The sequence below is a fragment of the Gordonia sp. YC-XJ4 genome (assembly GCF_059511865.1).
Genome location: NZ_CM183447.1, coordinates 4,093,619 through 4,117,731 on the forward strand (window position 1 = coordinate 4,093,619; position 24,113 = coordinate 4,117,731).

Annotated in this window: 20 protein-coding genes; 6 read left to right on the plus strand and 14 right to left on the minus strand. The window is 66.0% G+C overall.

Annotated elements, in window-relative coordinates:
• Positions 1 to 15: 15 nt before the first annotated feature.
• From AC5ZH6_RS18340 to AC5ZH6_RS18370, 7 genes are all read right to left on the minus strand, one after another.
• Positions 16 to 639: a helix-turn-helix domain-containing protein gene (locus AC5ZH6_RS18340; protein ID WP_496167614.1), complete on the minus strand. Its 624-nt coding sequence runs from the start codon at positions 637 to 639 to the stop codon at positions 16 to 18.
• Between the two features lie 425 nt (positions 640 to 1,064).
• On the minus strand, positions 1,065 to 1,958 hold the full coding sequence (locus tag AC5ZH6_RS18345) for a helix-turn-helix domain-containing protein (protein WP_288337710.1): 894 nt from the start codon (positions 1,956 to 1,958) through the stop codon (positions 1,065 to 1,067).
• A 239-nt stretch (positions 1,959 to 2,197) separates the two neighbouring features.
• A complete protein-coding gene (locus tag AC5ZH6_RS18350; protein WP_288337711.1) occupies positions 2,198 to 3,265 on the minus strand; it encodes a helix-turn-helix domain-containing protein in 1,068 nt (355 codons plus the stop codon).
• A gap of 4 nt (positions 3,266 to 3,269) precedes the next feature.
• The gene (locus tag AC5ZH6_RS18355; protein ID WP_271353803.1) at positions 3,270 to 3,980 is read right to left on the minus strand and encodes a hypothetical protein; all 711 of its coding nucleotides are present in this window, start codon (positions 3,978 to 3,980) and stop codon (positions 3,270 to 3,272) included.
• 119 nt (positions 3,981 to 4,099) lie between these two features.
• Positions 4,100 to 5,509 carry a glutamate decarboxylase gene (gad, locus tag AC5ZH6_RS18360; protein ID WP_288337712.1) on the minus strand — a complete coding sequence of 470 codons (1,410 nt, stop codon included), beginning with the start codon at positions 5,507 to 5,509 and terminating at the stop codon, positions 4,100 to 4,102.
• A gap of 79 nt (positions 5,510 to 5,588) precedes the next feature.
• On the minus strand, positions 5,589 to 7,550 hold the full coding sequence (locus tag AC5ZH6_RS18365; RefSeq protein WP_288337713.1) for a YhgE/Pip domain-containing protein: 1,962 nt from the start codon (positions 7,548 to 7,550) through the stop codon (positions 5,589 to 5,591).
• 3 nt (positions 7,551 to 7,553) lie between these two features.
• Complete coding sequence (locus tag AC5ZH6_RS18370; protein ID WP_496169248.1) at positions 7,554 to 8,240, minus strand: ATP-binding cassette domain-containing protein; 687 nt, start codon at positions 8,238 to 8,240, stop codon at positions 7,554 to 7,556.
• Positions 8,241 to 9,116: 876 nt separating this feature from the next.
• On the opposite strand from AC5ZH6_RS18370, the gene AC5ZH6_RS18375 reads away from it, so the two are divergent.
• From AC5ZH6_RS18375 to AC5ZH6_RS18385, 3 genes are all read left to right on the plus strand, one after another.
• On the plus strand, positions 9,117 to 10,151 hold the full coding sequence (locus tag AC5ZH6_RS18375; RefSeq protein WP_208792036.1) for a linear amide C-N hydrolase: 1,035 nt from the start codon (positions 9,117 to 9,119) through the stop codon (positions 10,149 to 10,151).
• A gap of 148 nt (positions 10,152 to 10,299) precedes the next feature.
• Positions 10,300 to 10,800 (plus strand): aminoacyl-tRNA deacylase, encoded by a 501-nt coding sequence (locus AC5ZH6_RS18380; RefSeq protein ID WP_288337714.1) that lies wholly within the window; start codon positions 10,300 to 10,302, stop codon positions 10,798 to 10,800.
• A gap of 46 nt (positions 10,801 to 10,846) precedes the next feature.
• Positions 10,847 to 11,596 carry an SOS response-associated peptidase gene (locus AC5ZH6_RS18385; RefSeq protein ID WP_014360842.1) on the plus strand — a complete coding sequence of 250 codons (750 nt, stop codon included), beginning with the start codon at positions 10,847 to 10,849 and terminating at the stop codon, positions 11,594 to 11,596.
• An 18-nt stretch (positions 11,597 to 11,614) separates the two neighbouring features.
• On the opposite strand, the gene AC5ZH6_RS18390 is transcribed toward AC5ZH6_RS18385, so the two are convergent.
• From AC5ZH6_RS18390 to AC5ZH6_RS18400, 3 genes are all read right to left on the minus strand, one after another.
• On the minus strand, positions 11,615 to 12,649 hold the full coding sequence (locus tag AC5ZH6_RS18390) for a zinc-binding alcohol dehydrogenase family protein (protein WP_014360843.1): 1,035 nt from the start codon (positions 12,647 to 12,649) through the stop codon (positions 11,615 to 11,617).
• Positions 12,650 to 12,651: 2 nt separating this feature from the next.
• Positions 12,652 to 14,148: a flavin-containing monooxygenase gene (locus tag AC5ZH6_RS18395; protein ID WP_288337716.1), complete on the minus strand. Its 1,497-nt coding sequence runs from the start codon at positions 14,146 to 14,148 to the stop codon at positions 12,652 to 12,654.
• A 94-nt stretch (positions 14,149 to 14,242) separates the two neighbouring features.
• Positions 14,243 to 15,430, minus strand: coding sequence for an ATP-grasp domain-containing protein (locus AC5ZH6_RS18400; RefSeq protein ID WP_170320178.1), 1,188 nt, complete (start codon positions 15,428 to 15,430; stop codon positions 14,243 to 14,245).
• A gap of 108 nt (positions 15,431 to 15,538) precedes the next feature.
• Here AC5ZH6_RS18400 and AC5ZH6_RS18405 point away from each other — a divergent pair, with 108 nt between their 5' ends.
• On the plus strand, positions 15,539 to 16,804 hold the full coding sequence (locus AC5ZH6_RS18405) for an MFS transporter (RefSeq protein ID WP_288337718.1): 1,266 nt from the start codon (positions 15,539 to 15,541) through the stop codon (positions 16,802 to 16,804).
• A 53-nt stretch (positions 16,805 to 16,857) separates the two neighbouring features.
• Here AC5ZH6_RS18405 and malQ read toward each other — a convergent pair whose 3' ends face one another.
• Positions 16,858 to 19,026: a 4-alpha-glucanotransferase gene (gene malQ / locus AC5ZH6_RS18410; protein WP_288337719.1), complete on the minus strand. Its 2,169-nt coding sequence runs from the start codon at positions 19,024 to 19,026 to the stop codon at positions 16,858 to 16,860.
• A gap of 132 nt (positions 19,027 to 19,158) precedes the next feature.
• Here malQ and AC5ZH6_RS18415 point away from each other — a divergent pair, with 132 nt between their 5' ends.
• A complete protein-coding gene (locus AC5ZH6_RS18415) occupies positions 19,159 to 19,773 on the plus strand; it encodes a cysteine hydrolase family protein (protein WP_288337720.1) in 615 nt (204 codons plus the stop codon).
• A 13-nt stretch (positions 19,774 to 19,786) separates the two neighbouring features.
• Here the strand turns inward: AC5ZH6_RS18415 and AC5ZH6_RS18420 are convergent, their stop codons facing one another.
• The 3 genes from AC5ZH6_RS18420 to AC5ZH6_RS18430 all read right to left on the minus strand — a co-directional run bounded on the left by AC5ZH6_RS18420 (position 19,787) and on the right by AC5ZH6_RS18430 (position 23,270).
• Positions 19,787 to 21,112, minus strand: coding sequence for an MFS transporter (locus AC5ZH6_RS18420; RefSeq protein ID WP_288337721.1), 1,326 nt, complete (start codon positions 21,110 to 21,112; stop codon positions 19,787 to 19,789).
• 91 nt (positions 21,113 to 21,203) lie between these two features.
• Positions 21,204 to 22,574: an FAD-binding oxidoreductase gene (locus AC5ZH6_RS18425; protein ID WP_288337722.1), complete on the minus strand. Its 1,371-nt coding sequence runs from the start codon at positions 22,572 to 22,574 to the stop codon at positions 21,204 to 21,206.
• 15 nt (positions 22,575 to 22,589) lie between these two features.
• Positions 22,590 to 23,270 carry an NAD(P)H-binding protein gene (locus AC5ZH6_RS18430; RefSeq protein WP_006368678.1) on the minus strand — a complete coding sequence of 227 codons (681 nt, stop codon included), beginning with the start codon at positions 23,268 to 23,270 and terminating at the stop codon, positions 22,590 to 22,592.
• A gap of 224 nt (positions 23,271 to 23,494) precedes the next feature.
• Between AC5ZH6_RS18430 and AC5ZH6_RS18435 the strand changes: the two genes are divergently transcribed.
• On the plus strand, positions 23,495 to 24,106 hold the full coding sequence (locus AC5ZH6_RS18435) for a MarR family winged helix-turn-helix transcriptional regulator (protein WP_288337723.1): 612 nt from the start codon (positions 23,495 to 23,497) through the stop codon (positions 24,104 to 24,106).
• The last annotated feature ends 7 nt before the right edge of the window (positions 24,107 to 24,113 follow it).

Here is a 24,113-nt window from a genome sequence, read left to right on the forward strand (position 1 = left end):
CCACTGCTCGGGAACTCACCACCCGAAATCGACGACCTCGCCTGGGCCATGGGCAACGTCCCGGTTGTGGCGGGGAATAGCACCGGCGCGGACCTCGACTGGGGTGAGCCCCAACGTATGTCGGAGTCGATGGCGCATCGTGGACACCGACGAGAATCCGGCGGCAGTTGCGACGTCAGCGATGGGCATCTGCGGCATCTCGATGAGGAGCATTCGCGCTTCCTTGAGGCGCCGAGTGGCGATCATCTCCCCAATCGACTCATTCGACGTGGCGAAGTAACGCGAAAGTTGACGGCGACTCAGCTTCAGTTCGCGGGACACCGCTTCGACACCGAACTCCGGGTCACGAAACTCTCGCTCGATCAGCTCTGTCGCGCGCCGACGAATCTTCGTGGCGACGTCGTCGAGGCTGTAAGGACGATAGGTCTGTTGATCCGCAACAGATTTCACCAACTCAACACTCGCCGACTGGATCGCTGCATCGATGCTCGGAGAACTCACAGGAGCCCAGGACGTTCGGGCCAACCGGACAACAAAGGCACCGACCGCGCGCACGAGGGCTGTGTCAGTGGGCGTCGGCCTCAGTCGATGAAGCATAGCCTGTGCGTCGGAGCTGAATGTGGAGAACGGAATGCTCATCCGGGCGTACTCACACGACTCCCTCACCGATAGTTCCCACTCGATCGCGTTGCTCAGTACGACGAGTTGGCCGGCCGTGAAAGTCGCCTCGAACCCACCCGGTCTTCGCGTCACGCAACCAGACGACGAGAAGACCAGCAGACTGAGTTCGGCGTCACGCGAGTGGTCCTCCACCGCCCGGTGGTGACTTACCGCGCATGGCGTCAGAAGACAGTTCGAGACGGTGACTGTCCCGACGACCGTCGTGTGCAACAGTGCCTCGAAACCGTCCGGGTCGGCGGAGTCCACGTGGGTCGAGCCCAGGAACTCGGCGAGACCGGTCCTACCCCGGTATCGCTTGATGGTTTCGGCGGGAGAGGTCGTGTACCGCGCGCGCCACCGAGTCGCTCGCGCCGGTTCCAAAAATCCGCGCCCGGACGTCCGCCTCACGTGTCGCACACCGTGCCCGACCGAGTCACCGACTGCCGGTATTCGTCAGGAGTCATGTCGTATGCCGCGCGAAACCGATTGCGCAATGTGGCGGGCGAGGAGAAGCCCGCCGCGTGCGCCACCCCGTCGAGCCGCACCCGACCCGGTTGCGACAGTAATGTCCGGGCTCGTTCGAGGCGGCGGCGTGCGATCATCTCCGACAACGGAACCTCCGATCCCTGCATGCCGCGATAGAGATGACGCTTACTCATGTGAAGTTGTTTGGCGAGTGACTCGACGTTGAAAGAGGGGTCGCGGAAACCTCTGTCGATCAGATCTGCGACGGCCTCTCTGAGAAACAACGAATTCTCCGGCAACTGGTCATGGTCATGTTTCTCTTGTCCGAGCACGGCACGCACCACCTCGATGACGGCCCGCTCGGTGTCGAGGTCCACGTCGATGCCACCAACGGCGACATCGCGGGCAAACCGGGCCACAAGGTTGGCACAAGCTCTGGTCAGCAGTGTGTCGGGTCCGGTCGGCGGCACCGACGCCCCACCCGCGATCTCCTCACCGAGCGTCTCTGCGGGTACCCATATGCCGGCCGCATCCGACACCCCATGAGTGACCAAATCGTAGGGAACGCGGCTGTCGGTAATGGTGAGTTGCCCGGGCCGCGAACGAAAGTCGTGGCCGTTGGCCTCCCCTGTCGTCCACCCGATACTCTGCACAGCGAGAATCAGAAAGTTCGACGGATAGTCGCGGATGCGTTGCGCTGTTCGCCGAGTGCGTACCGAAGTCTGTAGATAGCAGAAAGTGAACAGCTCCGACAACGGCCTCCAGTACACGAGTTGCTCGAAGTCGTCGGGCTGCTCCGCTTCGAGTTCCACGAGAACCGCGTACAACTCCATGCCGCGCCGCCCTCGGGTTCGCACCTGACGAGACCTGTTCGTTCCCAATCGGCCCTCGGCCCCGTTGAGTTGGCGCCACCGATTGACAACGGCAGGGTCGAAACCAGACTGGAGGGACTGGGACATCGCAACCTGCCATCCTGTCGCCGGCCCGGAGCGCGTCGACCGTCGACCTCGTTCCACATGCCCCCTTCTCGAGGATAGCAACGGGGTATGGCGATTGCCGCTTCGAGTATTCGTCAAGGCCCACCACCGAGATCGGCGTCTGACCCGCGCGATTCACGCCGTCCCGCGTTCTTCCTCGATGTCTCTTGCCGAAACTCGTTCGGAGTCATCGAGAATTCGGCGCGGAACCGGTTCCTCAGGGTTGCTACAGAGGCAAATCCGCTTGCAGCAGCGATCATCTCGATTGTTGAGTACTCCCTGTGGATCAACAGTTCACGGGCACGCATCAATCGCCTCCTGGTGATCATCGTCGTTGGTGTCTGTCCGGTGTCGGTGAAATGTCGGTAGAGCTGGCGACGGCTCATGTGCAAGGACCGCGCAATCTCATCCGCCCGGAACTCCGGGTCCTGAAAACACTGTTCTATGAGGTCTCTGGTTGCGGCACGAACACTGTCCGAGTCGTTGAATACCCCGGAGAGGGTGCGAGCGTGCGGTCGCTGCGTCAGAACAGCGCGAACAAGATCGACTGCTGCAAGCTCCGAACTCGGGTCGACGTTGACTCCCCTGGCCGCAACATCATTGGCAAAATTTCGTATGAATGCTGCCGCGGCCCGGGCCAACGGCGTGTCGCTGAGTATCGGGGCTGCGAGCCTGTGTGACGAGCCGAGTTCGTTGCCGAGCAGGCGGGTCGGTACCCAGATTCCCGCCTCATCGGAGATCCGGTTCGTGGTGTGCGAGTACCCCTGATTGTTGTCATAGACCAGAACGCTGTCTCGTGAATCGTTCACCACTGTCTCCGCCCCCTGGCAGAACCTTCCGCCGGGTGGGGTGGTCGTGGCGAAGACCAGGAAGGGCCAAGGATGGTTTGCAACGGCTTCGGTCGACCGCGACACCGTACACGGGGTTCTCAGCGCGACGTAGACCAGGAGATCGGTCAGTGCACGCCAGCAGAAGATCTCGTCGAAGCCGTCGGGAATCGTCGCGGACACCGAGAGTTCCGGATGCCGGTTGATCAGCCCGTCGCGTCCGGTGCGGCGGACGTAGTGGGTCGTGTTGTCGCCCGCCGGGTCATCTGCTCCGATCCGCGCACGCCAGGCATCCACCACGTCCGGTGGGAGACCCCGGCGCCAGCCACCGACCATGAGATCACCGGACTCGCTGTCGATCTCTTGCTCGGGTACTCCACATCGGCAACACGATCAAGGACGCCACGAAGAAGCAGACCGCACCGACGAACGTACCGGTATTGGCGAGTACGTCGTCGACGGTGTTGCCGTCGGGGGTGATATACGCACCCACCGCCGACACGCCGAATGCGATGCAGCCCAGCATATTCACTTGCCCCGCCCACCACGCGACATCTGTCGGGTTCCACAATCTGTTGTCGTGCGAATAGGCCACGATGACGAACACTCCCGAGATGAGGAAGGCTACCGAGCCACCGGCGTCCGGCGACCACACCAGGTGTTTCTCGGCGGCGAGAGTATGCGCGGCGACCGCCGACGTGGTGCTGACATTGAACAACAAGGTGCCGAAGGATTGGGTCGAGGCGGCCAGCCACTCGGCCCGCACCATCCGGCCGGGCGGGTAGTCGACCGCCACACTCACTGCGCCGCTGTTGATCACCTGAACCAACCCGGCGCCGGTGAAGAACCAGGCACCGATGAAATAGCAGATATTGGCGTTGGCGGCACCCATCCAGATGCCCAACCACGGTGCCGACCCCAGGCCGAAAAGGGTCGAGCCGATCATGAAGCCCCAGCACTGTTTGGTCAGCGTGGGTGCCAGCAGTGTGCGCTTCCACGGTGGCGTGCGATCGGCACGCCCGGCTGAACCCGGCATCGCCGCTGTCGTCATCGGTGTCCTCCTGGTTGCGCATCTCACGGCGGTCGAGGGGGTAATGGGCCCGAGAAGGGTCCTCTTGTCGTCGAACGCCGGCCGACCAGGAATGAATGTCGGCCGGCCGACGATACCCGTCAGTGGTGGAAGTGTGAGCCTGTTCCCTCGCGTGGCATCGGCGACTCGAGTTTGTCGAGGAACGCCACCTCGCTCTCGAGGTCGGTCAGCAACGCGGTCGCGAGATCATGGCTGAGTCCCGCGCGCACTACGATCCGCTGCAGGGTCCAGTCCGCCAACCCGTCGGCCATCGGATACGCAGGAACCAACCATCCCTTGAGCCGCAACCGATCCGACAGGTCGTAGAGCGACCACTTGTCGGTGTAACCGTCCTTCAGTTTCCACGCGAACACCGGAATCGTGTCACCCTTGCTGACCAACTCGAACGGCCCCAACCCGGCGATCGCCGACGACAAATACGTCGCCACATCGATCGACCCCTGCTGGATCAACCGATACCCTTCGCGCCCCAGCCGCAGGAAGTTGTAGTACTGCAACAACACCTGCGCACCCGGACGCGAAAAGTTGAGCGCCAACGTCGGCATGTCCCCACCGAGGTAACTGCAATGAAACACCATGCTCTCCGGCAACGCCTCGGTGTCACGCCACACGATCCATCCCAGACCCGGATACACCAGCCCGTACTTGTGACCCGAGGTGTTGATCGACACCACCCGCGACACCCGGAAATCCCATTCCAGATCCGGCTGACAAAACGGCGCCACCATCGCACCCGACGCACCGTCGACATGGATCTTGACATCAAGCCCGGTGTTCTTCTCGATCTCGTCGAGCTTCGCCGAAATCTGTTGTACCGGTTCGTACAAGCCGTTGTAGGTCACCCCCAGGATCGCGACGACCCCGATGGTGTTCTCATCAACATACTTCTCCAACTCGTGCCCATCGAAGACGAAATGCTCCTCCGACACCGGCACCCAGCGCGGTTCGACCTCGAAGTAGTTGAGGAATTTCTCCCAGCACACCTGCACCGCTGTCGACAACACCAGATTCGGCTTCTCGATCGACTTGCCCTCCGCCTTGCGCCGAGCCTGCCAGTGACGCTTGAGCGCGAGTCCGCCGAGCATTGCCGCCTCCGACGACCCGATCGTCGAGGTCCCGATGGACTTGTCGACATCCGGCACGTGCCAGAGATCGGCGATGATCTTCCAACACCGATCCTCGATCGCCGCGGTCTGCGGGTACTCGTCCTTGTCGATCATGTTCTTGTCATAGGTTTCCGCATAGAGCCTGCGGGCCTCGTCATCCATCCACGTCGAGACGAACGTCGCCAGATTCAACCGCGCGTTCCCGTCGAGCATCGCCTCGTCGTGAACGATCTGATAGGCCGTCTCGGGCAGACTCATGCCCTCGGGGATGGCGAACTTCGGATATTCGGTGGCCTCACCGGGACGCACGAACACCGGGTTCACCGTCAACGAATCGTTGAGATTGGTGGTGGCGCGGGCATTGGTGTGCTTTCGCGTGGTCATGACTGATGTCCTTCCGACTGACGAGATGGGCGGTGATGAGTGCACGAATGATGGGGTCGGGGTCGTCGCCTCGTGAGGACTACACCTCCACCGGCGGATACAGCCGGTCCATGGTGTACTGCCTGTTGCGGCGCGCGGCCAGGGTCGAGACCGCCAGGAAGACCGCGGTCAGCACGAGTATGACCGCCAGGGACCCCCAGAATCTGTAGTCCACGTTCTCGGCGACGGTGAGTTGTCTCAGGCCCGTCACCGTGTAGGTCATGGGATCGACCCAGTGGATGTACTGGAAGGGTTTGGTCGTGGTCGGCACCGGATAGATGCCGCCCGCCGAGGTGAGCATGACCATGAGGAAGGCCAGCGTCACCACTCTGCCGACCGCGAGCCCGAACAACGCGTTGAACATCTGGATCATCGCGAGGAACATCGCGACCATCAGCAGCATGAACCCGAAGGTCGCCCACGGATGCGACGGACGCAATCCCACCGCGAACACCACCACCAGGTAGAGGATGGCGGCCTGCAGGAATCCGACGAAGAACGTCGGGGCATACGACGCGAGTACCACCCGAAACGAGTTGAGCCCCTGGGCGATCGGGCGGGCCTGCAGGGGTTTGAACAGCATCCAGGCGATGATGCTGCCGACGAACAACGCCAGGCCGAAGAAGAACGGCGTGAATCCCGTTCCGAACGTCGACGCCTCGTTGAGGGTGGTCTCCTTCAACGCGACCGGCTGACCGAGCGTCTTCGCGAGTGCATCCTTCTGCGCCTGCGACCACTGGGGGACGGCCTTGATACCCTCGTCGACGCCGGTCGCCAACTGTTGGGTACCTGCGGTGAGTTGTGTTGTGCCGGAAGCGAGTTGGTTGGCACCGTCGGACAGTTGCACCAGGCCGCTGCTCAACTGGTCGGCACCCGAGCTCAGCTCACCCGCCGCAGACCTCGCCGCCTGGATGTCGCTGGTGAGTGTTCCACTCTGCAGCAGACCCATCACGGCGCGCAGCGGACTGTTGGGGTCGGACAGTTGCGCCGAGAGAAGGTTGGCATCGCCGCGGACCTGGGTGAGCTGATTGCTCGCCGTGGGCCCGAGGCCCTGATTCCCGAGGAAGTCCTGCACCGGCGCCAGCGAGCCCGCCAACGCGCGGACATTGGGGTCGAGGCTGGTGCGGAGTTGACCGATGACCGCGCCGAGCGCGTTGTAGGCCTGCGACTGGGTCTGTGCGGCCGCGTTCAGCTGGGTGGTCACCGCACCGGTGTTGGCCGCGAGCCGGGTCGCGGTGGCACTCAGCTCGGCCGGACTGAGCCCGGAACTTCCGTTGAGCGCGTTGAGGATCGGCGTGGTCACCGAGTCGACGGCACTGTTCAGCTCACCGAGGCCGGCGGCCAGCTGTCCCGCGCCGTCCTTGGCGGTGACGAGATTGGTCGAGAGTTCGTGCGCCCCGGTGTTCGCCTGTTTCATCCCGGTGTTGAGCTGGTTCACCCCCGATTGCACCTGCGCGAGCTTGGGCATGAGTTTGGTGACGTCCTGCAAAACGATGTCGAAGGTCTGGGCGCCGACCTGGGCGCCCACCTGGTTCACCACCTGCTCGGCGGCGTCCTGCCCCATCACCGTCGCCAGATAGTTGGTGGCGTCGTTGTAGGTGAAGACGAGCTGCGCCGAACGCGCATTACCGCTCGCGGGCGACGAGACGGCCTCGCTGAAGTCCTCGGGCAAGGTGATCGAGAAGTAATACTTGCCGCCGGCCACGCCGTCGGCCGCTTCCTGCGCCGAAACCTCGTGCAGGTCGAGCTGTTTGGAGTCGACCAGCCCCTGCACCACCTGGTCACCGGCCCTGAGCGGTTGACCCTGCACGGTGGCGCCCTGGTCGGAATTGACCAGGGCGACCGGGATCTTGTTGACCGCGTCGAACGGATTCCAGAACGCCCACAGGTACAGCGCCCCGTACATCAGCGGCATCAGGATGATGACGATGAGGGCGAGCCGAGGCATCCGCCCCCGGTAGTAACGCTTGAAATCGCTGCCAGGCGAGAAAGCGGCGAGCATCCTCTAGATCCGATCTTCTTGGTCGAGCTTGACGAATTCGTGGTCGGTGAGGTTGTGCACCTCGATGACATCGCGGAATCCCAGGTCCGAGAAGCCGCCGTTGACGTCGGCGGTGACGACGGTCTGGTGCCGGCCCAGGTCGATCAGCCGCTGCAGCAGCATGTGGGAACTGTTGACCCGATTGAGTCGGTCGACTCCCCCCACCACCAGCAACTCCGGCCTGGCGACGTTGGCCACGGCGATGCGGAACAGCGCCGCGGTCAACTCGGGCAGTTCCTCGACGTAGGCGTCCATCGTCGGTAGCGCGTACGGGCCGAAGACCGGCCGACAGATCCTCTCGAGATCGTCGGCGTCGGCTTGCGGCACCCACTTGTACCAGGGCGCATGCCACCGGATGGTTTCGGTGAGGACGTCGTGGACCCGGATCGTCTGCTCGATGTCGTCGACCTCGTCGATGTCGGCGATCGCCGCCCGGGCGAACAGGTGCTGAGCCTTGTTGGTGCGTCCGAAGGCCGTGAGATGACCGGAGGATGGCTTCATCCGGCCGGCCAGAGTCAGCATCAGCGCCGTGCGCCCTCGACCTCCCGAACCGACCAGCACGGTGACGCCGCCGCGCCGAACGGTCAGGGTGGTGGGGCCGAAGATGTGGCCCCATGATGCCCGGACCCCGATGTCCTCGGCGATCAACAGCGGCTCACCGTACTCGGAGGGAACCGTCGGTGTGCCGATGCCGGCTACGGGGATCTGTTCGGTCGGTGCTCCGTCGGCATCGTTGTCGTCCGGTCCGAAGTCGGCTCTCGCCTCTGTCACGGCTACCTTTCTCCCGTGCCCACACGCACGTTGTTGTCCGTGGCGGCCCGCTTTTGTTCGCTGACCGAAGAATCCACCATCTCGACACTTCGCACGAATTCTCTGCACGCGGCCGTGAAACCAACGACGTCATCTAATCTCAGCGTTCGTCGATTCGCCAACAAACTTCCACTTCGCATCCGAGCGACAATCGTCTCGCGAGCAGCCCATCGATTCATCCGTTCGGACCAACGCGGCACCCGGTACCGCGCTCGCGACCTCGCGAGATGCGGCTCTGCCGGGCTCGGGGCGAGCACTTTATCATCGGTATCGCCGCATTGTGGAGAAATCTTGGTGAATGCCACCTCGGCCCGCGCCGATCATCGGTGTCGGCGGTGCACGAATTGTGACACAGATTTGTTGCACATCTGTCCCGAATCCGATGTCTCGACCTCCGCTAGGGTGACGACGACAAGATCGGCTATCAGTCAGCATGATTCGGCGTCACCGGGGTGATCGGAGTCGGCCCACGAGCGCCGCGGGCACCACATTCGAGGTGCGACATGGCCCGATTTGGGACATGATGCCGACGAATCTGCGACAGTTCTCGGCATAACCCAAAGAATCGAGCCGGACACGACGTGGCGACCTATCGGTACCGGGATAATCGAAGTCCGGGGTCGCGCACTTTTCACGGTCGCCCGAAAAGAATTCACCCCTGCAGCAGGACCACCACGCGTGCACCAGGCGCACGCCTTCGAGAAAGCGGACCCAACAATGTGCACTCGCGTGATCTGGCCGGATGCCAACGGCTCGGTTGTCGTCGGTCGTAACATGGATTTCCACAAAGACCTCATGACGAACCTGTGGAAGCAACCCCGGGGAGTGCAGCGCGACGACGGGGTCAAGGGAGAACTCACCTGGACCTCGAAATACGGCAGCGTCATCGCCACCGCATTCGACATCATCTCCGTCGACGGACTCAACGAGGCGGGCCTCGGCGGACACGTCCTGTGGCTGGCCGAGTCGACCTACGGACAACTCGACGAGTCCCGCCCGGCGTTGAGTCAGGCAATCTGGCTGCAGTACTTCCTCGACAATTTCGCCACCGTCGCCGAGGCGGTCGCCTGGATCGACGAGACGTCGGTGCAGGTCATCCAGATGCCCGATCCGACCGGTGGCAATCCGCCCACCATCCACCTCGCGCTGGACGACGCCACGGGCGACTCGGCGATCATCGAGTACATCGACGGTCGCGCGCAGGTCTATCACAGCGCCGATTACCACGTGATGACCAATTCCCCGACCTACGACCAACAGCTGACGCTGCTCACGCGCTGGGAGGGGCTCGGTGGCGATCAGCCGCTGCCCGGTGACACCGAGGCCGAGCACCGCTTCGCCCGCGCGGCCTACTACGCGAAGCGACTGCCGCAGCCGAGTACCCAGCTCGAATCGATCGCGAGCATGTTCAGCGTGATACGCAATGCCGCCCAGCCGTTCCGGATCCCCGACCCCGGCAAGCCGGATGCGTCGCAGACGATCTGGCAGGTCGTGCTCGACCTGACCAACAAGCGGTACGTGTACGAGTCCACCACCCGACCCAACGTGGTGTGGGTCGACCTCGCCGATCTCGACTTCTCCGAGGGCAGCGGACAACTCAAGCTCGACCTGCTGAGCAAACTGTCCCTCGAGGGCGGGATCGCGGGCAACGTGGCTTCGGACTTCGCCGACGACGGACCGATGACCTTCCTGTCCTTCGCACTCCTCGAACAGCTCGAGAAAGCCCAGGGCGCGAGCGCCACCAAATCCTGAGCGCGAGCGCCACCGAGTCCTGAGCGCGAGCGCCACCAAGTCCTGAGCGTCCCCCGGCGAGCGACGTCGGCTCGGTGCGATTTGCCGTGACGGTGGCGTCCACGACATCGTGGACGCCACCGTACTCATGCAGCGAGAGGACATCGGTATGGCCGCCACCCCAGCCGTCGCCGCGCTCACCGCGCAGTCGATACCCCATCGCCTGCACCGCTACCGCCACGACCCGCGAACCACCGCCTACGGCGCCGAGGCCGTCGACGTGCTCGGCGCGGCCTTCGGGGTGGTTGCCGAGCAGATCCTCAAGACGTTGGTCATCGAGTTGTCCGGCACGCGCTCGGGTCTCGCGGTGGCCGTCGTGCCCGTGCCGCGCTCGTTGTCGCTGAAGGCAGCGGCCGCCGCCCTCGACGCCGGGCGCGCGGTGATGGCCGACGCCAAGGTGGTCACCCGGAGCACGGGGTATGTCCTCGGCGGGGTCTCCCCCATCGGACAGCGCACCACCCTGCCGACCGTCGTCGACGAGTCGGTTCTGCGGTGGCCACACGTGTGGTGCAGCGCCGGGCGCCGGGGACTCGAGGTGGAGGTGGCCCCCGCGGATCTGATCGCGATCACCTCGGCGGTGACCGCCGACATCTGCGCCGCCGCGGGCTGACGGGTCACGCCGTCCGAGCCTGGCGCACTGGGGTAGACATGACGACATGTGCGGACGTTATGCGGTGACCACGGACCCGGCGAAACTCGCTGCCGAGATCGACGCGGTGAACGAGGTGCCGGTTCCGCTGGACGCCGCGGCGGGCACACCGGGGTCACCGGGGCCCAACTACAACGTCGCGCCGACCACGACGGTGATGACTGTCGTCAAACGGCACGACCACGATGATCCCGACGACGACCCGCGACTGCGCGTGCGGGCCATGCGGTGGGGGCTCGTCCCGGCGTGGGCCAAGGAGGTCGGCAAGGGACCGCTGCTGTTCAATGCCCGCGCCGAAACCGCTGGGGAGAAGAGTTCGTTCCGGGCGTCGGTGAAGTCGCGACGCTGCCTGGTCCCGATGGACGGTTGGTACGAGTGGAAGAAGGGCCCGCCCGACTCCAAGGGCAAGCCGACCAAGGTGCCGTTCTTCATGTCACCGGTCGACGGAACCCGGTTGTTCATGGCCGGCCTCTGGTCGGTGTGGCACGACCGTACCGACGACGCGGCGCCGCCGCTGCTGAGCTGTTCGATCCTGACGACCGACGCCGTCGGCGATCTGCGCGAGGTCCACGATCGGATGCCGCTGATCATGCCCTACGACAACTGGGACGCGTGGCTCGATCCCGACCACCGTGCGCCGGATACTCTTTTCGCGCCGCCGAGTGCCGACGTCGCGGCCGCGATCGCGATTCGTGAGGTGTCACCGCTGGTGAACCGGGTGGCCAACAATTCCCCGGAGCTCCTGAACCCGGTGTGAGGCGCCGCGCCCGGTGGGTCAGTTGTCGGGGACCAGCACCGCCGCGCCGTCGAAACGTCCGGCCTTCAGGTCGGCGAGGGCGGCGTCGGCCCGCGACAGCGGGTAGGTGTGGGTGGTGGCGGTGATCCCGTACTCCTCGACCAGCCGCAGGAATTCGCGACCGTCGCCCCGGGTGTTGGCCGTCACCGAGCGGATCTCCTTCTCATAGAACAGCTCTCGCTCGTAGTTGAGAGCCGGGATGTCGCTGAGGTGGATGCCGGCGATGGAGAGCACCCCGCCGCGGTCGAGGGCCCGCATCGCCACCGGCACGAGCTCACCCACCGGGGCGAAGGTGATCGCGGCATCGAGCGGTTCGGGCGGGGCGTCGTAGGCATCGACCGCGGAGACCGCACCCAACGACAGTGCCAGCTCGCGCGCCTGCTCCCCCCGCGTCATCACGTGCACCCGCGCACCCTGCGCGATGGCGATCTGCGCGGCGAGATGCGCGCTGCCACCGAATCCGTAGAGCCCCAACCGACCTCCGGGCGGCAGCGACGCCCGCATCAGCGCGCGATAGCCGATGATGCCGGCACACAGCAGCGGGGCAAGGGTCACATCGTCGACGCCGCCGGGCAGGTGATAGGCGAAATCGGCAGGTACGGTGGTGAATTCGGCGTAGCCGCCGTCGACATCCCAGCCTGTGTAGGTCGAGTTCGGGCAGAGGTTCTCCGCGCCGCGCACACAGTAGCCGCAGGTGCCGTCGGTGTGGTGGAGCCAGGCGACGCCCACGCGGTCGCCGACCGCGTATCCCTGTGCGCCGGCGCCGAGTCCGACGACCTCGCCGACCACCTCGTGGCCCGGGGTCACCCCGACCCGGTGGACCGGCAGATCACCTTCGCAGACGTGCAGGTCGGTGCGACACACCCCGCACGCACGCATCCGGACGAGCAGCTCACCGACACCGGGTTCGGGGATCGGCTTGTCGACCGGCTGCAGCGGTCCGGGGCGATCCGAACTGTCGTGGTCCGACCCCGGGTCGATCGGCGCAGGTGTGGTGACGGCCCATGCACGCATGCTCACACAGTAGGCGCCATCCGGTACTCGTAGGCGTCGAGTGGGAATCTGCCCATCTCCCGCAGGGTGGTCAGCGTCGACGTGGGGCGCAGCAGCGCCGCCTCCCCCTGGTGGTTGAAGTAGTAGCTCCGTGAACTCGCGCAGTCGCCGCGGTAGAAGACCGACGAATCGAGCTTGTCGGTGACCTCGTCGAGGAACTGCGCATTCGCCTGCTCGGTGACCTCGAAGGTTGTCGCTCCGCGTCGTTTCAGCTCGCCGAAGAGCCGCCCGATGTGGATCATCTGGCCTTCGATGGTGGTGAAGTATGACAACCCGCTGTAGGAGTAGGGACTGTTGAGCGACAACAGATTCGGGAATTTCGGCATGGTCAGCCCCTGGTAGGCCTGGAATCGGCGGGTCCGCCACCAGAGCCCGAGCTCCACGCCGTCACGTCCGACGACCGGAAAGGCGGGAAAGTTGCTGTCCCACAGATCGAATCCGGTGGCGAGGACGAGGGTGTCGATCTCGGTGCGCCGACCGTCGCCCGCGACGATGGCGTCGGGTTCCAGATGGCCGATCCCATTCGTCTCGAGGGTGACATTGTCGCGGACGAACGACCGGAAGTAGCTGTTGGAGAACGTCGGTCGTTTGCATCCGAAGTCGTAGTCGGGGGTCAGGGCTCGACGCAACGCCGCGTCGGGGACCTGCGCCCGCAGATGCGCCCGTGCCAGCAGCGCGGCACCCTTGTTGCCCAGTTTGGCCTGGCGGAAGTGCAGCACGCCGACCACCATGAGCAGTTCCAGCGCTGCCGTGTTCGCCAGGCGTGCCGCGCGCTGCACCAGGGGCACCCGGGCGAACAACTGCTGCACCGGCTTCGGGATCGCCATGTCGAGCTTGGGCACCACCCAGATGGGAGTGCGCTGGAAGACCGTCAGTTGGCGCGCCACCCGCGCCGCCTCGGGGATCAATTGCACCGCGGTCGCACCGGTTCCGATCACCGCGATGCGCTTGTCGGTGAGATCGGCGGAGTCGTCCCAGTCGGCGGTGTGCAGGACCGTGCCCTCGAAGGAGTCGATCCCCGGGAAGTCGGGGATGTGGGGTTGGGAGAGGAAGCCGGTGGCGGTCACCAGATACCGGCACGTGCGCGCCATTCCGTCACCGGTGCGCACCACCCAGAACTGCTGCCGCTCATCCCATTCGGCGGACTCGACACTCACGCCGAACTCCATGTGCCGCTTGAGATCGTAGGTGTCGGCGACGTGCGTCGCGTAGCGTTTGAGTTCGGGGCCCGGCGCGAACAATCGCGACCAGTAGGGGTTCGGCGCGAACGAGTACGAGTAGGTCACCGAGGCGATGTCGACGGCCAGGCCCGGGTAGTGGTTCACATGCCAGGTGCCACCGAGGTCGTCCTCGCGTTCGAGGATCGCGAGGTCGTCGATGCCGAGACGTCGGAATTCGATGGCCGCCCCGAGCCCACCGAATCCGGCGCCCACGATGATCACCTCGTGATGTGGTCGCATGTGCCCTCCTTCGCGAGGTCACGCGCCCGGGAGGTCACCGCGACCATTACCTGTTACCAGGCTTCACAGTAACCCACATCACCCTGGGAGGTCATCAGGGGATCGGCGACCCGTCGTAGAGCACGTCGAAGAACTGGGTGGCCACCAGGGTCTCGCCCTTGACCCGGTTGATGCCGAGCTGTTTGCGATACGCCAGCACATGCTGCAGCGACAACGCCGAATACAGCAGTGGCAGATGATCTTTGCGCTGCTCGTACACGCCCTTCGCGCCGCGCGAGGCGCGCAGGTCCGCACGGGCACGACTCGGGTGCATGAGGGCGTCACGGATGACTGCGGCCCGGATCATCTTCTTGCGGCCCTCGGGCACGACGACGAGCTCACCGGGATCGAACAGCGCGGTGTCGAACTCCTCGGCGGTGGCCAGCGTGCACCCGGCGGTCGGGCGCGGGTTGCACTCGACCATGTGGTGCACCCCGTCGTCGGTCATCAGGTAGTCGAAGCTCAGTTGTCCGTGCCAATTCAGTTCGCGTGCAATGCGTTGCGCGGTTTCCAGCGACTGCGGCGAATCCACCGACCGGAAGACCACGCCCCCGCGGTTGTCGATCGCGAGCGGGTGTTCGTAGCAAGAATGCAGGACGACCTCGCCGTGGTGGACCACACTCCAGCTGCAGCGGTCGACGCCGGCCAGGAATTCCTGGACCAGCCAGGGGTCCTCGGGGGTGGGCGTGATGTCGTCGAGGTCGGTCTCGCCGGCGAGCGGTCCGGTGTTGGTGGCGATGTCGAGACCGCCGCGCCCGAAGGCCGCCCGAGCGAACCAGTGATCCCAACGGCCGGTCGCGGCACGCAGTTCCGCCGGGCTCGTCGCGGTGATCGTCTCGGCGACGGGTAGGCCCAGCCGCGCGCACAGTTCGGTGAAACCAACCTTGTCGTGCACCATGCGCAGGGTGTCGAAGTCGGGGAAGAACAACTCGACGTCGCGGCCGTCGGCGAGCTGATCTCGATGCCTGGCGAGATAGAAGACGTCCTCGAACATCGGCAGCAGCCAGTTGATCCGCTCGGAGTCGAGAATCCCCGCGATGGCGTCGACGTAGGCCTGGGTTTCCTGGGTGGGTGCGGGCACCACCATGTGCTTGCTCGCGCCGCGCGAATGGTTGCCCGGGGCCGATCGGAAGGTGTCGGTCGCGACGACGAACCGGCCCGTCTCCCCCAGCTTGTGGATCTCGTCGACGGCGAAGGGCATCCGGGACGTGGTGACGAGGATTCTGGGATCGACAGGCGCCATGCCACGACGGTAGTGCACCGACGGTTCGCCGAGTGGATACTCCGGTCCGACCGCCACCGCGCATCACGTCGGTGAGCGCACGCCATCGGGGATACGCTGTGGAGGGTCATGGCTTCCCACACACCGACTCCCGGTCCCGGCGGAGGAGATCCGCGTCCCCCGACGCGCCGCACACTCGGTGCGGGATCGGCGTTCGCCGCCGCCGTCGCCGCGTTCGCCGTGGTGATGATGGGCACCACGCTGCCGACGCCGCTCTACGCGATCTATGGCGCCGAATTGGGCTTCGGCGTCACGACCACGACGGTGATCTTCGCCGTCTACGCCGCCGGGGTCATTGCGGCGCTCATCGTGTTCGGCCGCTGGTCCGACGTCATCGGCCGACGGCCGCTGTTGCTGGCGGGCGTCGCCATCTCCGCGATCAGTGCCGTCGTCTTCGTCACCGCGGGCGGGCTGGCCGAGCTCCTGGCCGGGCGCGTCATCTCGGGGCTGTCGGCGGGTATCTACACCGGCACCGCCACGGCGGCGGTGATCGAACTGGCCCCGCGATCCTGGCAGTCGCGCGCTCCGGCGATCGCCACCGCCGCGAACATGGGCGGGCTGGGACTCGGCCCACTGGTGGCGGGCATTCTCGCCCAGTACGTCCCCGCGCCCCTGCACACCGTCTTCGTGGTCGACCTGACGGCGCTCGCCGTGGTCGGGGTGGCGATCTGGTTCGTCGCCGAACCCGCACGCCTGCGGCCCGGGGCCCGGCTGGGCGTGCAGCGACTGTCGGTGCCACCGCAGGTACGCGAGGTGTTCACCGGGCCGGCGATCGCAGCTTTCGCCGGATTCGCGGTCCTGGGCACCTTCACCGCGGTGGCGCCGTCATTTCTCGCCAAGGTGATCGGCATCGACAATCATGCCGCCGCCGGGGCACTCGTCGCGGTCCTACTCGCGTCGTCGGCGACCATTCAGATCCTCGGGCGCCACGCGCCCACCGGTGCGGCGCTGATCACCGGGTGCGCGACGCTCGTCGTCGGGGTGGCTGTCCTGGCCTGGTCACTGGCCGCGGCGTCGCTGACCCTGATGATCGTCGGTGCGGTGATCGCCGGTGCCGGGCAAGGTATTTCGTTCAGCAAGGGCATGGCGGCGGTGGTCGCGGCGAGCCCACCGGACCGGCGCGCGGAGGTGACGTCCACCTATTTCGTCGTCGCCTACATCGCGCTGTCGGTCCCGATCATCGGGCAGGGCATCGCCGCGGCCCAATGGGGTCTGGTGACCGCCGGGATCGCCTTCGACGTCGGGGTCGGGGTGCTGTGCGCGGTCGCGATGGTTCTCATCGCCGTGGCGTTGCGCCGGGGCCGAACGGCCGGGCGGGACTCGGCCACATCCTAGGTCTCACCGCCGGGGCGCGCCGTCATCACGGACGTCATCACCCGAGAAAGCCCTCACCACAGGAAGTCATCGTCCTCGCGAGATCCACCCCCGACGCCCGCGTCCTCGAGCGCGGCCACCAGCGAGGCGAACCGCGCGTTCGACGGCAGGTCCTCGACGAGCACCGGACGCAGCTCGTCGTCGGCGAGGGGGATACACCAGTTGGGATATTGATCGCCGTCGGTGCCGGGCTGGTTCTGGATGCGCCGTTCCCCGACCGCGTCCACCAGCGCCACCCCCAACAGCAGTGACGGGCTCGCCGCGATGAGTTGGTAGAGAGCGTTGATCGTCCGTGGATCGGTCAGCGGGATGTCCGGTGACCACAGGCCACGCTCGATCGCCAGCGCGAGGATCGCGTCGCGGTCGCGTTCCTCGCGGGCCCGGTCGTCGTCCTCGCTCTCGGTGAGCAGTCCGAGTTCGGCCCGCAGGGTGATGTGGTCGCCGGCGAGATAGCCGACCGTCGGTGGCAGATCGTGGGTGGTGACCGAGGTCAGACACAACTCCCGGTACTCCTCGGGCGGAATGGGCGCGTACTCACCGTGCTCGAACCACAGGATCGAGCAGCCGAGGATGCCGCGCGCGGCCAGTGTGTCCTGCACCGTCTTCTCGAACACGCCGAGGTCTTCGCCGATGACGACGGCCCCGGCGCGTTGTGCCTCCAGCGCGAGGATCCCGATCAACGCGTCGTGGTCGTAGCGGACGTAGGTGCCCTCGGCCGCGGATCGTCCCTCGGGAATCCACCACAGCCGGAACAGACCGAGGATGTGGTCGACGCGCAGACCACCGGCGTGGCGCAGCACGGTGCGCAGCATGTCGCGATAGGCCGCATATCCCGACTCGGCGAGTCGTCGCGGATGCCACGGTGGCTGATTCCAGTTCTGGCCTTGTTGATTGAAGCCGTCCGGCGGTGCGCCGACCGTCGCACCGGTGGCGAGGACCTCGCCGAGGGACCACACGTCGGCGCTGTCGCGACCCACTCCGACGGCGAGGTCGGCGATGATGCCGATACGCATTCCCGCCGCCAGTGCGGCGTGCTGGGCCCGGGCGAGTTGTTCGTCGCAGATCCATTGCAGCCACGTGTGGAACTCGATGCGTCCGGCCAGCCGTCGGCGCTCGGTCTCGACGAAGACCGGATCACCGAGTTTGTCGGACCACGCCGGACTGTCCCGCCCGTATTTCTCGACCAGCGCGCACCAGGTGGCGAAATCACGCAGGCCGGCGCCCTCACGACGACGGAACTGCCGGTACGCTGCGGCACGCGCCGCTCGCAGCGGAACCGCGTGCAGCAGCTCCAGCGCGGTCAGCTTTGCACGGAAGGCCTTGTTGCGCTTGATCTTCTTCGTCGAGAGGTCGTCGGCGACGAAACCCCTGGCGAGTTTGTCGACACGTTTGCGGTCGGCCTTGGGCAGATCGACGTACTCCGCGATGTCGGTGATCGCGATGTAGAGGGGATTGACGAATCGGCGGGTCGCCGGCAGATACGGCGAGTTCTCGATCGGGGGCACCGGCTGCGCGGCGTGCAGCGGGTTCACCTGGACGAAGTCGGCGCCGTAGGTGCTGGCCGTCTCGGCGGCGACCTCGGCGAGGTCGGCGAAGTCACCGACTCCCCATGACCGTGCGGAGCGCACCGAATACAGCTGCAGCGCCGTCCCCCAGCGCTGCTCACCGCGCAGGGCGTCGGCGGTTCTCAGTCGCCGAGGCGTCACGATCAACGGCGCCGTCGCCGTGCTCCCGCTGATCTCGTCGGTGACCGAGATCGTGTGATAACCCGGCGAGAGTCCTTCCGGGACTGCGAAACTCGCACGTCCGGTGAGCACGCCGTCGACGGGGCGCGGTTCCCACCACACGTCGAGTTGTACCGGGCGCACCCGGTCTCCGGCTTCGGTGGTGACCTCGACGTCCACGGGATTGCCGTGGGGCACATGGACCCAGAACACCGCGGCGTCGCCCTCGGTGACCACGGTGACCGGCGGCACCAACGTGCGCCAGTCGGCGATCTCGGCGTCGGCGAGGGCGGCGTCGATCTCCGCGTCGGTGTCGGCGGCGATACCCATCGCCCCCAGCACCGCGCGCAGGGTCGCCGCACTCACCTCGTGTTCGGCGGAGTCCCATCCCACATAGCTGGTCGCCACACCGGTGCGGCGCGCCAGCTCGGCCAGTCGTTGCCCTACCGAATCGGTCACGACTGCATCGTCTCATCGTCGGGATCGTGGCGCTCGGGTTGCCGAGGACGCCGCCGAGGACTTGAATCAAGTGTGGCGTAGCTCACCCGATGAGTTCGCCTGCATCTGTACCGCCCCGAGTGAGGAATCCCCATGTCCGACACGCTCACCCTCGATCCCGCCACCACCGCTCTCGTCCTCATCGAGTTCCAGAACGAGTTCACCTCCGACGGCGGTGTGCTGCACGATGCGGTCGCCGAGGTGATGGACAAGACCGACATGCTCACCAACACCACCTCGCTGGTGCAGGCTGCCCGCGAGGCCGGGGTGACGATCATGCATGCCCCGATCACCTTCGCTCCCGGCTACGGCGAGCTCACCCGACACCCGTACGGGATCCTCAAGGGCGTCGTCGACGGCAACGCCTTCGTGAAGGGCACGTGGGGTGCGCAGATCGTCGACGAATTGGCACCCGCCAACGGCGACATCCTCATCGAGGGCAAGCGCGGACTCGACACCTTCGCCTCGACCAACATCGATTTCATCTTGCGCAGCAAGGGAATCGAGACGGTGATCCTCGCCGGATTCCTCACCAACTGTTGTGTGGAATCGACGATGCGTTCGGCGTACGAGAACGGATACCGGGTGATCACGCTCACCGACTGCACCGCGGCGACCTCGGTCGCCGAACACGACAACGCGATCTCCTTCGACTACCCGATGTTCTCGCATCCGGTCGAGTCCGCCGACGTGCGTGCGGCGCTGTGAGCCGCCCGACTCCTCAGAGGTGCAGGTCGCGCTGCCGGATCGCCGCCGTCGCGGCCACGCTGATCAGTCCGGTCGCCACCAGGTAACCCGCCGCCCACCACGGCGAGCCGCCACCGGCACCGATGAGTGCGGTCAGGATCAGCGGTGTCAGACCCGAGGCATAGATGCCGGAGAACTGGTAGACGACCGAGAGTCCGGTGTAACGCACCGGCGTCGGGTAGAGCGAGGCGAACAAGGTGCCCTGGGCGCCGTAGAACAGTGCGTGGACCACACCGAAGACGATCACGAGTCCGACGGTGAACCACACCAGCTTCTCGGTGCCGAACAGTGCGAAGACCGGATAGACCGCGACCGCGTAGGCGATCATGCCGATCAGGTAGATGCGTCGCGGCCCGTAGCGGTCGGTCAGCACCCCCGACGCCGGCAGGCCCACCGCCATCACCAGAGCCGCGATGGTGACCGACACCAGGACCGGCACGCGAGGTAGGCCCAGACTGCCGGTGGCGTAGGCGATCGCGAACACACCCCAGGTGTTGAACGCCGATCCCTCACCCCAGCGCGCGAGCAGACCGAGGACGGTGTTGCGGGTGTTGGGCGGGAGGACGACGTCGCGCAGCGGGGCACTCGACTTCTGCTCGAGCTCGGCGACCTCACGGAAGGCCGGGGTCTCCGAGACCTTCAGCCGCACCACGAATCCGATGACAACCAGCACGATGCTCAGCAGGAACGCGATCCGCCATCCGTAGACCAGGAAGTCGTGATCGTCGAAGGCCACCTGGAGTATCGCGAAGACACCGGTGCCCAGGGCGAGCCCGAGCGCCAGGCCGATCTGCGGGATCGACCCGAACAGACCACGACGCCGCGCGGGGCTGTGTTCGACGGCGAGCAGCACCGCGCCGGCCCATTCGCCGCCGAGGGCGAATCCCTGCAGGATTCGCAGGCACAGCAGCAGTACCGGGGCGAGGAACCCGATCTGCGCGGCGGTCGGCAGGACGCCCATCAGTGCCGTCGCCGCGCCCATCAGGACCATCGTCACCGCGAGGGTGCGTTTGCGGCCGATGCGGTCGCCGATGTGTCCGAACACGACGCCACCGATCGGGCGCACGACGAAGCCGACGGCAAAGGTCGCGAACGACAACAACGTTCCGACAAAGCTGCTCTGGTCGGGAAAGAAGACCTTGGAGAACACCAGGCTTGCGGCGGTCGCGTAGAGGAAGAAGTCGTACCACTCGATGGTGGTGCCGAGCAGGCTCGCGGCGACGACCGTGCGTAGCCGGCGCCGCCGTGCGGCGTCGTCCTCGGCGGGAACGTCGGTGATGTCGGTCAGGGTGGAACTCACAAGTGCTCCACCGTAGGGATGCGTTCTGGGCACGACCAGGGTCACGATCACCGTGATCGTAATGTGGCGTGGCCGTGCGGCGCGGCTCGACTCAGCCGAAGAGCACTCCGGGATTGAGCAGACCCTGCGGATCGAGGGCGTCCTTGATGGCGCGCATCGTGGCCAGGTCGGTCGGCGAACGACCGAGTCGGATCCACGCCGTCTTCGCCCGGCCGATCCCGTGTTCGGCGCTGATGCTGCCGCCCAGCCGGGCGACGATCCCGAAGACGGCGTCGGTCACGGCGTCGGTCGCCTCGACCGGCACATCGAGGAAATTCACGTGGATGTTGCCGTCGCCGATGTGCCCGAACAGGATGGGGCGGCAGGCGACGTCGAGATGACCAGGCAGGTCCTGTAATTCGGCAATGGCGTGCGGAAGGGACCGGATCGGGAACGACACGTCGAGTTTGACGACCGGGGTCGTGGTGGCACGCGCGACGGCCTCGGTGTGACTCTCCCGGATCTCCCACAGCGCCCGCGCGGGACCGGGTTCGAGCACGGCGTCGACGATGCCCTCGGCGTCGTCGAGGAGGTCGACGACGGCTGTCTCGGTGTCACCGGCCCCGGAGACCTCGAGCAGAAGATGGTAGGGAGCGGGGGTGGAGACCGGACGTCGGCTGCCGTGTTCGCCGACGAGATCGACACCCTCGCGGGTCATGAACTCGGCGGCCTCGATCACCAGACCTGCCTCGCGGGCCCGCCCGATCAGGGTGAGCGCATCGGCCACCCGCTCGAGTGCGGCCACGACGACAACGGTGGCGACCGGCGGGCCGACCAACCGGAACAGCACTCGGGTGATGATGGCCAGGGTGCCCTCACTCCCCGCGAGCAGTCCCGGGATGTCATATCCCACATTGTCTTTCACGAGCGGCGACCAGCGTCGCAGGACGTCACCATCGGCGCGGACGGCCTCGATGCCACAGATCGCCGCGCGGGTGTTGCCGTGTCGGATCATGCGGATGCCACCGGCGTTGGTGGCGACGACACCGCCCGCAGTGGCGCTGTCCCGGGAGGCGAGGTCGACCGGGAACATCAGTCCGTGGACCGCGGCGTGTGCGTCGATGGCGGCGATCGTCGCTCCGGCCTGCGCGCCCACGCATCGTCCGATCGGGTCGACCTCGTCGAGATCGGTCATCCGCGCGGTGCTGAGAACGATGCGTCGGCGCCCATCCGCGGTCGCCGGTGGTACCGACCCGCCGACGAGGCCGGTGTTGCCCCCTTGAATACAGACCTGAATCTTCGCAGCGGCAGCCACTTTCATCACAGCAGCCACCTCGTCGACGGTGCGCGGCCGGACCACCGCGTCGGCGATGCCGGTATAGCGACCCATCCAGTCGACGAGATATCCGGCCATGGCGTCATCGTCGGTGAGCACGTTGCGCTCACCGACGATCTCCGCCAGAGCCGGCTCGAAACCGCTCATGTCAGTGCGTCTCGCTCAGGCCAGCGCCTTCTCGATCGGCACGTCACCGTCGTTGAACTCGATGACCCGCTTCGCGGTGGCCGGATCGGCGATCACCGCCGCGGCGACCGCGGCGACGTTGTCGCGACTGACCTCGCTCTTGGATGTCGCGCTCTCTGATGTTCCGGACCCGGCGGAGGTGTCCGATCCCCCGACCTCGATGCGGCCGGAGCCCGGGTCGTCGGTGAGTCGGCTCGGCCCGAGAATCGTCCAGGCCAGATCGGTGCTCGTGAGATGGGCGTCGGCCGCAGCCTTGGCCTCGGCATAGGCGTAGAACGAATCATCTTCGGGGACACCGTGATCGGGTCCGGCACCGTAGTACGAGACCATGACGTAGCGCGGCACGCCGGCCGCCGCTGCGGCGTCGATGGAGCGGATCGCGGCATCGCGGTCGACCGCGAAGGTGCGCTCGGGGTTGCCGCCACCCGCACCTGCCGACCACACGACGACGTCGGCTCCGGCGAGCACCTCGGCGATGGCCCCGGTGTCGAGGTGCTCCACATCGGCGACGACGGGCGTGGCGCCGGTCGCGATGATGTCGTCACTCTGCGCCTGGTTGCGGATCACCGAGCTGACCGCGTCACCTCGTGCGGTGAGCAGCCGCGCCAGTCGCAGCGCGATCTTCCCGTGTCCCCCGATGATGATCACTCGTGCCACAGTGCACCTCGTTTTCGTGTTGGGTTCTCATTCGTCTTGGGTTGGTCGGGTGCGGTTCGTCGCCATCCCGCCCTACTCCACCGTAAGCACACGCGCCCGACGAGAATTCCCGCCGTGAATCCGAGCACGCCCGAAGTGCACATCGAAGCATCCGGACTTTACCGTTCGCTTACTTAGCACTAAGCAACTATATTCGGAGCATACCTCCCGAAAGGAGCGCGCCGATGTCGCCGACCGCACCGGACACCACAACCATCGTCGAGACGACTGTCGAACCGGACACGCCCGCCACTGCCACGTCCGCCACTGACACGCCCGCCACTGGCACGTCCGACGTGGCGGTCCTTTATCACCATCTGGTCCGGATCACCCGCTCACTACGCTCCGGTGGGCAGGGTGTGCTCAGTGCGGGTGTGGCCTCGGCACTGTGGACGATCATCAATCACGGTCCGCTGCGCCTGTCCGAGCTCGCCGACCGCGAGTCGGTGACGATGCCGACGATGTCACGCATCGTCGCCTCCCTGGAACAGCAGGGTTTCGTCGAGCGCGCGCCCGACCCCGACGACGGACGTGCGCGACAACTCGTCGCGACCGTCGCAGGCACCGAGCACATCAACCACGCCCGGTCGGCGAAGGCCCAGATCCTCGGCACCGCGATGGAACGCCTTGACCCGCAGACGCGTTCGCATCTGACCGAAGGGGTGGTGGCCCTCGCTGCCGCCCTCTCCGACACTGCCCTCTCCGACACTGCCCTCTCCGACACCGCGCTGTCCGACACCGCACTCTCCGGCGACGAACTCGCCGATTCTGCCGAGCACTCGGTTCCACCCCGATGACGGCGCG